Origin of the sequence: Natronorubrum sediminis, from assembly GCF_900108095.1 — an archaeon.
In the GTDB taxonomy this organism is placed as follows: Archaea; Halobacteriota; Halobacteria; order Halobacteriales; family Natrialbaceae; genus Natronorubrum; species Natronorubrum sediminis.
Genome location: NZ_FNWL01000001.1, coordinates 578,244 through 590,459, shown reverse-complemented (window position 1 = coordinate 590,459; position 12,216 = coordinate 578,244). Strand labels below are relative to the sequence as shown.

General features: G+C 62.4%; 9 protein-coding genes. 7 read left to right on the top strand and 2 right to left on the bottom strand.

Annotated elements, in window-relative coordinates; translation table 11 throughout:
- Window positions 1-284: 284 nt before the first annotated feature.
- On the bottom strand, window positions 285-2,225 hold the full coding sequence (locus BLW62_RS02875) for a glycoside hydrolase family 2 protein (RefSeq protein ID WP_090504902.1): 1,941 nt from the start codon (window positions 2,223-2,225) through the stop codon (window positions 285-287).
- A 252-nt stretch (window positions 2,226-2,477) separates the two neighbouring features.
- Here BLW62_RS02875 and BLW62_RS02870 point away from each other — a divergent pair, with 252 nt between their 5' ends.
- The 3 genes from BLW62_RS02870 to BLW62_RS02860 all read left to right on the top strand — a co-directional run bounded on the left by BLW62_RS02870 (window position 2,478) and on the right by BLW62_RS02860 (window position 5,161).
- Window positions 2,478-2,903, top strand: a complete 426-nt coding sequence (locus BLW62_RS02870) for a DUF5791 family protein (RefSeq protein WP_090504899.1) — start codon at window positions 2,478-2,480, stop codon at window positions 2,901-2,903.
- A 95-nt stretch (window positions 2,904-2,998) separates the two neighbouring features.
- Window positions 2,999-3,895, top strand: a complete 897-nt coding sequence (locus tag BLW62_RS02865; RefSeq protein WP_090504896.1) for an SDR family oxidoreductase — start codon at window positions 2,999-3,001, stop codon at window positions 3,893-3,895.
- A 78-nt stretch (window positions 3,896-3,973) separates the two neighbouring features.
- Window positions 3,974-5,161, top strand: a complete 1,188-nt coding sequence (locus BLW62_RS02860) for a DHH family phosphoesterase (protein ID WP_090504893.1) — start codon at window positions 3,974-3,976, stop codon at window positions 5,159-5,161.
- 65 nt (window positions 5,162-5,226) lie between these two features.
- On the opposite strand, the gene glmM is transcribed toward BLW62_RS02860, so the two are convergent.
- Window positions 5,227-6,558 (bottom strand): phosphoglucosamine mutase, encoded by a 1,332-nt coding sequence (glmM, locus tag BLW62_RS02855; RefSeq protein WP_090504890.1) that lies wholly within the window; start codon window positions 6,556-6,558, stop codon window positions 5,227-5,229.
- 187 nt (window positions 6,559-6,745) lie between these two features.
- Between glmM and BLW62_RS02850 the strand changes: the two genes are divergently transcribed.
- The 4 genes from BLW62_RS02850 to BLW62_RS02835 all read left to right on the top strand — a co-directional run bounded on the left by BLW62_RS02850 (window position 6,746) and on the right by BLW62_RS02835 (window position 12,184).
- Window positions 6,746-7,054 carry a transcription factor S gene (locus BLW62_RS02850; RefSeq protein WP_090504887.1) on the top strand — a complete coding sequence of 103 codons (309 nt, stop codon included), beginning with the start codon at window positions 6,746-6,748 and terminating at the stop codon, window positions 7,052-7,054.
- Between the two features lie 128 nt (window positions 7,055-7,182).
- Window positions 7,183-7,488, top strand: a complete 306-nt coding sequence (locus BLW62_RS02845) for a DUF7518 family protein (protein ID WP_090504884.1) — start codon at window positions 7,183-7,185, stop codon at window positions 7,486-7,488.
- A 111-nt stretch (window positions 7,489-7,599) separates the two neighbouring features.
- Window positions 7,600-11,187 (top strand): chromosome segregation protein SMC, encoded by a 3,588-nt coding sequence (gene smc / locus BLW62_RS02840; RefSeq protein ID WP_090506391.1) that lies wholly within the window; start codon window positions 7,600-7,602, stop codon window positions 11,185-11,187.
- The gene (locus tag BLW62_RS02835; protein WP_090504881.1) at window positions 11,180-12,184 is read left to right on the top strand and encodes a segregation and condensation protein A; all 1,005 of its coding nucleotides are present in this window, start codon (window positions 11,180-11,182) and stop codon (window positions 12,182-12,184) included. Before smc ends, BLW62_RS02835 begins: the two co-directional genes overlap by 8 nt.
- Window positions 12,185-12,216: the final 32 nt, after the last annotated feature.

Genomic DNA, 12,216 nt, shown 5'->3' with positions numbered 1-12,216 from the left:
CGGAAAACGCGGTCGACTGTCTCGAGTGTGACCCGTACCCGTCGCTCGGAGTAGCGTGTCGTCGGATAAGACGAGCGACCGTTTAGCGTTCGCTCAGGATCTGCGAAACCTCGGTGAATAAGATTTCCTGTCATCGATCGTCGAGCGATACGCGCCCCGGTGGCGTTCTGGTAACTGTACGTACTGTCGCTTCCAATTTAAATGTACCGGTCGGCAAAGACCGGAAAACCGCGAGCAGGAGCCGCCTCGAGCTATGTTGGACGTTGTCATGGGCAACCGAGGCCTTATAAATGGTAGCGGTTCGAGACCGATCGGTCGTCGTCGTGTAGAGTAAGTTGCACCTCTGTGGCATTTCGTGGCACATCGGCCGTTCCAGCGGATGCCGTCTCGAGTGGGCCGACGGAGACGGTCGTCTCTCCCTCGTTTTCGCCCGCCGCCCACCGAACGGTCACCGCTCGCTCGGCGTGCGTGTCGTTACAGAGCACGATTCCGACTGGCCCCGGTGATGGAGGCGACTCGAGGACGGCCTGGACGGGTTCGAACGAGTGAGACAGTGCCCGATAGGCGGGCTTTTCCTCGCCGTCGTTGCGCACGACGCCGAGCCCACCGCCGGAGCCGAGATCCCGAATCGGCGGGCCAACCAGCGTCTTCGATTCGTGGCGGCGAAGCGCCTCCACGACTGTCTTCACCGTTCGGGCCTGCTGTCGCTCCAGTGTGCCCTCCCCGTCGTCTGCACCGAATCGGCAGTCGAGCACGGCCGACTCGAGCGTCGATACCGTGTCCGGGTCCACGTCCTCGTCAGTGAGCGTCCCCACGTCGATTCCGGCAACCGTCTCTCCCAGCGACGGGTTCGACTCGAGGAGCCACTCGATGTCCTCGGCAGCGAGATACTCCCACCCGAGTGCCAACTGCGTCGCGTCGGGGTCCGTCCCGGGCGGGCCCGCACGCGAGATGACCGGATACTCCTCCGGAAGTGCCGTTGCAATCGTCTCTGCGACCGAGTCGACTCGCTCGTCTGCTGGGCTCACACGCCACGCACGGAAGCGAAAGCGAAGCTTCGAGAGGAAGCCGCTCTCGTAGGGCCCGTCGTATCGCTGGCTGCGTTCTGTTGTGACGCCGTACAACGAGGCGCTCGGATGGTGAGACGCCCGTCGCTCGAGCGACGAGCGGAGCGTAGCAGTTCCGTCTGCAGCCCCGTCGCTTTTCGCGTTCGGTTCCCCCTCCGAGTTCGTCACAGCAAATCCGTCCGCCGACAGCGCGTGCCAGAGGAGAACCCCGGCTTCGTCACACGCGTCGTAGAGCGCCTCCGGTGGCGCGTTCGCCCCCACGCGAACGACATTCGCATTCGCGGCCACAGCGCGTTCGATGTCCGCAACTGGATCGCCACTGGGGTGCCACCGAAATCCGCGAAGGCGAACTGGTCGGCCGTTGACCAGCACCTCCTCGCCGTCGCGCGTGACCGAGCAGAATCCGACAGTCTGGGTCACGGAATCAGCGCCGAGTTTCGCTTGCACCGTATACTGATGCTGTGGGCCGTAGCCCTGTGGCCACCACAACGACGGCTCCCTCACCTCGAGCGAATCGCGCACGACGACTCGCTCGCCCGCGTCCGCCTGTACTGCGAGCCGTTGCATGGCCGCACTCCCCCGAAACCCCTCCGGGCGCAACGAGAGCGTGATCGCGTCGTCGATCGCCCGACCGGCGTCGATCTCGAGTTCCACGTCGATGATGCCGCCGTCGTCAGTCAATCGCGGGCGTACCTCGAGTCGGCGCAAAAAGGTCTGGGGCCGGGCCTCGACGTTGACGGACCACTGGGTCCCCGGCGGTTGTCGGGCGCGAACGGACGTGTTCGCCTCGCCGATCTCCTCCGTCCCGGTCGACTCTGGATCACGGGTGGACCCATCGGACTCACAGACGACGATCAGTTCCGACTCCGTCTCCGGATCGAACTCGAGGGAGAGCGGTCCGGCGAACGGTTCGTACTCGCCGCGATTCGACCCGCCGAGCCAGAGTTCGATTCGAGGGGCGTCGCCCTCGAGCGTAGCCAATGCACGCTCCGTTTCGGTTCGACGGAGGTCCTCGAGGGTCGTTCGGTAGGCGAGCGCGCCGGAGTCAGCCGTTGAGGGCTCGAGATCACCGACCTCCGAGATCGGCCGCCACGTTCGCACCGTCGGTGGCCCCTCGTCCTGATCTGTGAGGTAACCACCAGTCCACTTGTCATCCATTGAACCCGTCACTGAACGCGAGGGAAAAAGCTGTTCCGACGCGTATCGACGGTATCGTGGTTGAAAACAACTCCGGAGAATAGCGCAATGTCGAACATGATCCACTTCTAACCTGTTGGAGAGTGTCCCTCGAACGGTGTGAGGTCGAACTCGAGGTGGAGAGGCGAGGCGAGCACGTCGACGATGGGTTTCGTCGAAAGAGCGCCACGTCCAATAACAATACCTTTCAGCACTATCCCCGTTTTGTCGCCCATGTTCTACGAGCAACGGATGCAAGCCCCGGAGTCGCCCGCCGGGCTCCGCGAGGAATACCTCGAGGACCTCCGATCGATCGTCAACCAACACGGCGTCGAGACCGTCGTCGAAGCAACCGACGTCGACGAGAACGCCGCCGACGCCATTCATGACGGCGACGACCCCGACTTGCTCCTCTCGGACGTCGCCCAGATCCACTCGCTCGAGCCGGACGAACCCGCCCCTGACGAACTCGTGACCATCGCGTGCGAGCACCTGTTGTTGGGAATGTCGACGGCCGTTCTCGACGTCGACGCCATCGAGAGCGAACTCGCACTCGAACTCGACGCGAAGGAGATCCAGCAGAAACTCGAGCAGCGTTCGCCGATGACGCTCGAGGAGTTCGTTCACATCCAGTACGTGATCGTCGACGGCGCACCGTAACGGAACAGACGTCCGGAATCGCCGTATTTTCTCTCACGTTTGGAAATTCCTGTCTCGAGCGGCGAAATTATGTGCGTGTAGTCACGAGGTTTCGCATGGACGTTGCAATTCTCGGCTGTGGCCACGTCGGTCTCGAACTCGGCCGGCAACTCACCGAACGCGGACACGACGTCGTCGGCGTCCGTCGATCCGACGAAGGCGTGAGCCTGATCGACGATGCCGGCTTCGAGGCTGTGCAGGCGGACGTGACCGACGCCGCACAACTCGAGGCCGTGGCTGACGTCGACGCCATCGTCTTCGCCGCCAGCAGTGGCGGGCGCGGCGCGGAGGCAGCGCGAGACGTCTACGTGAACGGCCTCGAGACGGTGATCGAACACTTCGGCAATCGGACCCACTCGCCTGATCGACTGGTGTACACCTCCTCGACCGGCGTACACGGCGATCACGACGGCGAGTGGGTCGGTTCGGAGACGCCGATCGATCCGACCACCGAGAAGACCGAGGTGCTCGCGGCGGCCGAGCGAATCGCCCTCGAGTATCCGCCCGAGTACGGCTTCGAGGGAACCGTCGCTCGATTTGCGGGCCTCTACGGGCCCGAACGCTACCGTCTCGAGCGATATCTGGAGGGGCCGGTGACCGAGGGCTATCTGAACATGGTCCACCGAGACGACGCGGCCGGAGCCGTTCGCTTTCTGCTCGAGGAAGACCGTGCGCGAGGCGAGGTCGTCCAGGTCGTCGACGACGAACCGGCCCACAAGTGGGAGTTCGCAGATTGGCTGGCCGAGCGCTGCGGACTCGAGCACCCGCCAAAACAGACGAAAGCCGAGCGACTCGAGGAGTCGGACATTTCGGCCGCTGGCGAGCGTCGGATTCTGACCAGCAAACGCTGTTCGAACGAGAAATTACGCGAGTTGGGTTACGAGTTCGTGTACCCAACGTACCGAGAGGGGTACTGTGATGCGATCGATACCTACCGTGAGGAGAGGGACTGACGAAGCGAAATAGTCAGTGATAGCGAGTTTTCATTATCGGGGGGTAATTTCTTGGGGGTGCGTTTTGATAGTGAGGTAATGAGCGATTGGAGTGGATCGGTCAGCAACGCATTTTTCGAGGGGGGTGCGTTGCTCACGGATCAGGCCGAAGAGTGGCTCACATCGCTCGAGCCACTCGTCTTGTCCTTGCTCGTCGTCGTTTTCGTGGGTCTCGTTTTGGGTGGATGGTGGCTCGTTCGCTGGTTTCGGCGCCCTCCCGGCGTTCGACTCCAGCGACTGCTCAGCAACTACGACGACGTGGCGGTGTTGATGCATCCCAATCCGGATCCGGACGCGATGTCCTGTGCGATGGGCGTCGCCCGAATCGCCGACACCGTTGGAACCGAGACGACGTTGCAGTACGCCGGGGAGATTCGCCACCAGGAAAACCGGGCGTTTCGAACCGTACTGGACCTCGACCTCGAGTCGATCGAATCGAGTTCTGAACTCGCCGCCGACGCGGTCGTACTCGTCGACCACAATACGCCGCGTGGATTCACCGGCTCACAGACCGTCGAGCCGGTCGCAGTCGTCGATCACCACCCTGGAAACGGTGCGGGAACGGAGTTTACGGACGTTCGGACGGACTACGGTGCGGCCTCGACTATCCTCGTCGAGTATCTCCTCGAAATCGGCGCGGATTTTGGCGACAACGAAGACGGTGCATTCGAGGTCTCAGCGGAACTCGCGACGGGACTGTTGTACGGCATTCAATCGGATACGAACCAGTTGACGACAGGGTGTTCGGGAGCGGAGTTCGACGCCTGCGCCGCGCTCTTTTCGGGTATCGACGAGGACCTGCTGGACCGCGTGGCGAATCCGCAGGTCAGCGACGACGTCTTGCAGATCAAGGCGAGAGCGATCACCGAGAAGCGAATCGAAGGGGCGTTCGCCGTCTGTGATGTCGGCTCGGTCTCGAACACTGACGCGATTCCACAGGCAGCGGACGAACTCATGCACCTAGAGGGCGTCACGGCCGTCGTCGTCTACGGCGAGAGCGACGGGACGATCCATCTCTCGGGTCGCTCTCGAGACGACCGCGTCCACATGGGTGAAACGCTCCGCCACGCGATCAGCGACATTCCGATGGCAAACGCCGGCGGGCACGCCCGGATGGGCGGGGGCCAACTGTCGCTCGATCACATGAACGGAATCGGTCCCTCGGACGGAATCGGGAGCGAAGAGTTCGAACAGCGACTGTTCTCGGCGATGGCCGGCGAACGGTAAGTAGCAGCGTCAACCGACTGCCGATCCGCAATCAGTAATCGGTTCTCGAACCGTTTCTCGAACCGTTACTCGGCCGCCTCGAGCACGAGTTCTCGCGCCTCGGCGAACAGTTCGTCCGCGCGTTCCGGGTCGCGCGCTTCGGCGGTGATCCGCACGACCGATTCCGTGCCACTCGGCCGAATCAAGGTCCAGCCGCCCTCGTGCTCGAGGCGGACGCCGTCAAGGGTATCAACCTCGACGTCTCGGTCGCGAACCGTGGCCTCGATGCGATCCATCGCGGCGGCCTTGTCCTCGAGTTCGATGGAGGTGCGTCGAATGGGGTACGTCTCGAGGTCGTCGACCAGTTCTGCGAGCGAGCCACTGTTGGCGGCCATCGCGACGAGTTTGCAGGCCGCGAGGGGGCCGTCCGGACAGAGCGTTTCCGCCGGCCAGATCCACGCGCCACTCGGTTCGCCGCCGAAGGTGACGTCGGCTTCGGTCGCGCGTTCTGCGACGTACACGTCGCCGACGGCCGTTCGGGTCACCGATGCACCGACGGCCGCCAGCGCGTCGTCGACAGCGAGGCTCGTATCGACGGGGGCGGCCACCCGCTCGCCCTCCCCCGCGGCTTCGCGCGCGAACAAGGCGAGAAGCAAGTCTTTCGGGACGAATCGCCCGCGCTCGTCCACGGCGACCAGTCGATCACCGTCGCCGTCGAGGGCGACACCGATCGCGGCGTCCGTCGCGCCCACCAGCTGCTGGAGGTCTTCGAGCGTTTCTTCGTTCGGTTCGCTCGGCCGCCCGGGAAAGCGCCCGTCCGGTTGTGCGTTGAGCGTTCGGACGGAACAGCCGAGGTCGATCAACGCGTCCGCAGCCACGCTTCCCGCGCCGTTTCCGACGTCGACGACGACCTCGAGGTCCGTGAGTGCGTCGTCCCCGGTGCTCGTGATCGTCTCCGTAATCGTCTCGACGTGGCGCTCGAGGAGTCCCTCGCGGCGTCGCCGAGTGCCGAGACCGTCCCAGGCCTCGAGATCGTAGTCGTCTGCCTCGACGCGGGCCGTGATCGCTTCGCGGCGCTCGGCGTCGAATGCCTGTCCCGTCGGCGACCAGAGTTTGATGCCGTTGTCGGTCTTGGGATTGTGCGAGGCGGTGATCACGACGCCAGCGTCTGCGTCGAGCCACTCGACGCCCCGGGCCACGGTCGGCGTGGGGGCGACGCCAATCTCGAGGACGTCGCCGCCACACTCGCGAATTCCGGCGGTGAGTGCGTCGGCGAGCATCGACCCGCTTTCGCGGACATCCCGTCCAACGACGACGCGTTCGTACCCCTCAGACGCGAGTGCACGGCCGACAGCGAGCGCAAGGTCAGCCGTGACGTCCTCCCCGACCGCCCCCCGAATACCGCTCGTTCCGAACATACGCGATGGTAGCAGGAGTAGGTATATAAAAATCAGATTTGTGTCTGGCGTTTTGAGAGCGATTGACATCTCTCCCGGAATCCCGTTTCCTCGAGCGAGCACGTGTGGATATCGGGCATTGACGTGGACGCCCTCGATGGCGGCAAACGGGTCGTTTAAGTCGCCCGGCAACCGTAGCCCGGATACCATGGAATTCTGCGACGAATGCGGTTCGATGATGAAAGCGGACGATGGCGTGTGGGAGTGTGGCAGTTGTGGCTATTCGAAACCCAAGGGCGACGCGGACGAATACGTCGTCACTGACAGCCAGGAGGCGAGTGAAATTATCGAATCCTCCGAGGAGACCTCGCTTCCGGAAACGGACGCACTCTGTCCCGAGTGTGGCCACGACCGAGCGTACTGGTACATGCAACAGATCCGCTCGGCAGACGAATCCGAGACCCGATTCTTCATCTGCAGCGAGTGTGAGTACAAGTGGCGCGAAGACGATAACTGAAATCTCTCCCCCGGTCTCGAGAACGCGTGTCCAGTTCGGTCAGGTCGGTGTGTCTCCGTTCCGAAGCTACCAGAACAGTTAGTCATGTCTGACGTACGTTTATGTGTCCTGATGGATCCCTAGACAGTATGTCGAAAAACCGCGTCGAGAAACTCGAATCTACGGTCGCAGAACTCGAGTCGACCGTCGATGGCCTGACAGACGAACTTATCGAAGCCAAAGAGCGCATTCGCGTGCTCGAGGCCGAACTCGATACCGAAACGCCGACCCGCGTTCCGGATCGTCGAGCCAGTGAAGAGACGGCGGAAGCGCAAGAGACCCAGGAAGCAGCCCCTGACGAGGTCGAACAAGCGACTGCGGACGCAGACGATGACGCGGACGCGACTCCCGACGAAGCGGAAGACTCAGGTAGCGACGACATTATTGTCGCATAACTACGCGACACCGTCGGCATCTCGAGTCGAGTGACGACCCGTGGAGTGATCCCACTCGTCTCGAGTCCGACCGGAACGTTCCCCGATACGGACGGAGGACTCGAGGAGAGAATGTACATCAAAGCACTCGTTCTGGACAATTTCAAGAGTTTCGGCCGGAAGACGAAGATCCCATTCTACGAGGACTTTACGGTCGTCACGGGACCCAACGGCTCCGGGAAATCGAACATCATCGACGCCGTACTTTTCGCGCTCGGATTGGCCCGCACGCGCGGGATCCGCGCGGAGAAACTGACCGACCTCATCTACAACCCGGGTCACGAGGACAGCAGTTCCTCGAGCGGCCCGCGCGAAGCGACCGTCGAGGTGATCCTCGACAACTCAGACGAGACGCTCACTCGCACGCAGGTCGTCAACGCCGCGGGCAGTGACGACGTCGGCGAGGTCGACGAAATCCGCATCCGACGGCGAGTCAAAGAGACCGAGGACAACTACTACTCCTATTACTACCTCAACGACCGCTCGGTCAATCTCTCCGACATTCAGGATCTCCTCGCTCAAGCCGGCGTCACTCCGGAGGGGTACAACGTCGTCATGCAGGGCGACGTCACCGAAATCATCAACATGACGCCCTACGCGCGCCGGCAGATCATCGACGAGATCGCCGGCGTCGCCGAGTTCGACGCGAAGAAAGAAGACGCATTCGAGGAACTCGAGGTCGTCGAAGAGCGAATCGACGAAGCCGAACTCCGTATCGAAGAGAAACGCGACCGACTCGGCCAACTCGAGGACGAACGCCAGAGTGCACTCCGCTACCGTCGGCTCCGCCGCGAGAAAGAGGAGTACGAGGGCTACAAGAAGGCCAGCGAACTCGAGGAGAAACGCGAGGAACTGGCCACCGCGGAGGATCGAGCCGCCGGTCTCGAAGACGACCTCGAGGAGTTACAGCGAGAACTCGACGAGCGCCAGGGAACGGTCGTTCGCTTACAGGAAGATCTCGAGGATTTGAACGCCGAAATCGAGCGCAAGGGCGAGGACGAACAGCTCCGAATCAAGAGCGAAATCGAGGAGATCAAAGGCGAAATTTCGCGTCTCGAGGACAAGATCGAATCCAGCGAGGCCCAGATTGAGGAGGCCGAAGCGAATCGCCGCGAGGCGTTCGTCCAGATCGATCGGAAGCAAGAACAGATCGAGGATCTCGACACCGAGATGCGAGATTACAAACTCGAGAAGGCCTCGATCAAGAGCGAGATTCAAGAGCGCGAGAGCGAACGCGAGGAACTCGTGGCCGAAATCGACGCCGTCGACACCGAGTTCGACGAACTCAAAGCCGACCTCGCCGAGCGCAAAGATGACTTAGAGGAAGCCAAGACGACCAAAAACGACCTCCAGCGCGAGCAGGATCGTTTGCTGGACGAAGCCCGGCGACGCTCGAACGAGATCAGCGAGAAAGAAGACACGATCGAGCGCCACCGCGAAGAGCTTCCAGAAATCGAGAGCAAACGAAGCGAACTCGAGCGGGAACTCGAGAAGGCAGAGAAGAATCGCGAGAACATCGCCGGCGTCGTCGACGACCTCAGAGACGAGAAGCGCCGTCTGCAGTCGGACGTCGACGACGTGGACGATACGATTCAGTCGAAACAACAGGAGTACGCCGAACTCGAGGCCAACGCGGGAGAAAGCGGCGACTCCTCGTTCGGCCGCGCGGTGACGACGATTCTCAACGCGGGCATCGACGGTGTCCACGGCGCAGTCGCCCAACTGGGGAACGTGGCCGGCGAGTACGCCGTCGCCTGCGAGACGGCGGCCGGCGGGCGACTCGCGAACGTCGTCGTCTCCGACGACGTCATCGGCCAGCAGTGTATCGACCACCTCAAATCGCGCAACGCGGGGCGGGCGACGTTCCTCCCGATGACGGACATGAACCAGCGTCGGCTGCCGAACGCCCCCAGCGATCCGGGTGTCGTCGACTTCGCGTACAATCTGGTCGATTTCGACACCCAGTTCGCGGACGTCTTCTCGTACGTCCTCGGGGACACGCTCGTCGTCGAGGATCTCGAGACCGCACGATCCTACATGGGCGACTATCGGATGGTCACCCTCGACGGCGACTTAGTCGAGAAGAGCGGCGCGATGACCGGTGGCTCCGGCAAGGGCTCGCGCTACTCCTTTACCGGCGGTGGCGAAGGCCAACTCGAGCGTGTCGCAAAACAGATCACCGAGCTTCAGGAGGAACGCGAATCGCTGCGAAGCGACCTCCGAGACGTCGAGGAGCGACTCGACGACGCTCGAGATCGGAAGACCGACGCGGGCGACGAGGTGCGTTCGATCGAGAGCAAACTCGAGGGGCTCGATGACAAACGCGAGTCCATCGAAGCCGACATCGAGACGCTCGAGGACGAACTCGAGGAACTCGAGGCCGAACGTGAGTCCGTCGACGATCGGATGACCGAACTCGCCGACGAGATCGAGACGAAGACGGCGGCAGTCGAGTCCATCGAAGCTGATATCGACGATCTCGAGACCGAACTCGCCGACTCGAAGATCCCCGAACTCACGGCCCAGATCGAGGAACTCGAGAACGAGATCGACGAGCGCGAGGAGCGAATCGCGGATCTCGACAGCAAACTCAACGAATTGAGCCTCGAGAAGGAGTACGCCGAAGACGCGATCGAGGACCTCCACGACGACATCGAGACGGCCCAGAACCGAACGGCAGAGCACGAAGACAGAATCGAGGAACTCGAGGCCGAAATCGAGGACAACGAGGGCAAACTCGAGGAAAAACGCGAGGCCGTCGAAGACCTAGAGGAGGAACTCACCGAGTTGAAAGACGTACGAAGCGACCTCAAAGAAGAGCTCTCGGAGGCCCGAACGAAACGCGACCAACAGCAAGATCGGGTCAACGCCGTCGAGAGCAAACTCGAGGAGACGCGCGGTCGGGTGAGCGACCTTGAGTGGGAAATCGAGAGTCTCGAAGGCGAAGTCGGCGAGTACGACCCCGAGGACGTGCCAGACCACGAGACCGTCCTCGAGATGATCGAGTATCTGACGGCGGATATGGAAGCGATGGAGCCGGTGAACATGCTCGCGATCGACGAGTACGACGACGTCCGGAGCGACCTCGAGGAACTCGAGGACGCGAAGGCGACGCTGGTCGAGGAGGCCGAGGGGATCCGTGAGCGGATCGAACAGTACGAGACCCAGAAGAAACAGACGTTCATGGACTCCTACGACGAGATCGCCGAACAGTTCACTGAAATCTTCGAGAAGCTCTCGGAGGGGACCGGCGAGTTGCACTTAGAGGACGAGGAGGACCCATTCGAAGGCGGATTGACGATGAAGGCCCAACCGGGGGACAAACCGATTCAGCGTCTCGACGCGATGTCGGGCGGCGAAAAGTCGCTCACGGCGCTGGCGTTCATCTTCGCCATCCAGCGACACAATCCGGCACCGTTCTACGCGCTGGACGAAGTCGACGCCTTCCTCGACGCCGTCAACGCCGAACGAATCGGTCAGATGGTGGACGAACTCTCCGATAAAGCCCAGTTCGTCGTGGTTTCTCACCGAAGTGCCATGCTCGATCGCTCCGAGCGAGCCATCGGCGTCACGATGCAACAGGACAACGTCAGCGCCGTGACCGGCATCGACCTGAGCGAGGGCTCGCCGGAGGGCGAGGAGGTGCCTGCCAGTGACTGACGACGACATTCCGCTGAACATCGCGGGCCATGAAGACCGCGAGCGTCCGTCAGAATCGACAGACGGCGACGAGACGGCCGTCTTCGAGTTTTCGGAGGAGACAGCTACCGACCTCGAGTCAGATCAGGGTGGCCACGCCAGCGACGTTACCGACAACGACGGCGAGGGCGAGGGTGTGGGCGAGGACGACGTCGAACCGGTCGAACTGCTCGTTCAACTCGCCAAAGACGGCGAGATCGACCCCTGGGACATCGATATCGTCGCGGTGACGGACAAGTTTCTCGAGGCCATCGACGAGGTCGACTTGCGGACCTCCGGCCGGGCGCTGTTCTACGCGAGCGTCCTCTTGCGGATGAAAAGCGACGAACTGTTCGCCGTCGACGAACCCGACGACGAGGAACTCCCACCCTGGGAAGCCCCCTTCGCAGACGACGGCGGGATGGCCGGGGGCGAAGACGAGGGCAGCGACCATCCGCCGGGGTTCGATCCTATCGAGAATCTCGAGGCGGAGATGGAGCGCCGCCTCGAGCGAAAGCAGGTCCGAGGCAAACCCGAAACGCTCGACGAACTGGTCAGAGAGCTTCGCAGCGCCGAACGCGGCTCGTGGTGGAAAGAATCGCGGACGTATGATACGAGCGACTCGCCGCGTGGCTACGACCGTGGCGTCCAGGAACTGAGCTATCACTCCGGGGACGACTTTCGCGTCGACGACGAACCGACGAGCGACGACGTCACGCACACGACTCACGAGGAGGACATCGAGACCGTCATCGACGACGTCGAAGCCGAACTCGAGTCACAGTACGATCAGGGTCGGGAAGAGGTGTTGTACGCCGAAATCGAACAGATTGGTGGCACACGCGTCATGACCTATTTGGCGCTGCTCTTTCTGGCCCACCGCGGGCGCGTTCGCCTCGAGCAGGACGAACTGTTCGGCGACCTGTGGGTACAGGACGCGACGCTCGAGGCGGAGCCGAGCGAAGCCGTCGCAGACTGATTTTCGCCGTCGTCGGAACGGAGACGAACCGG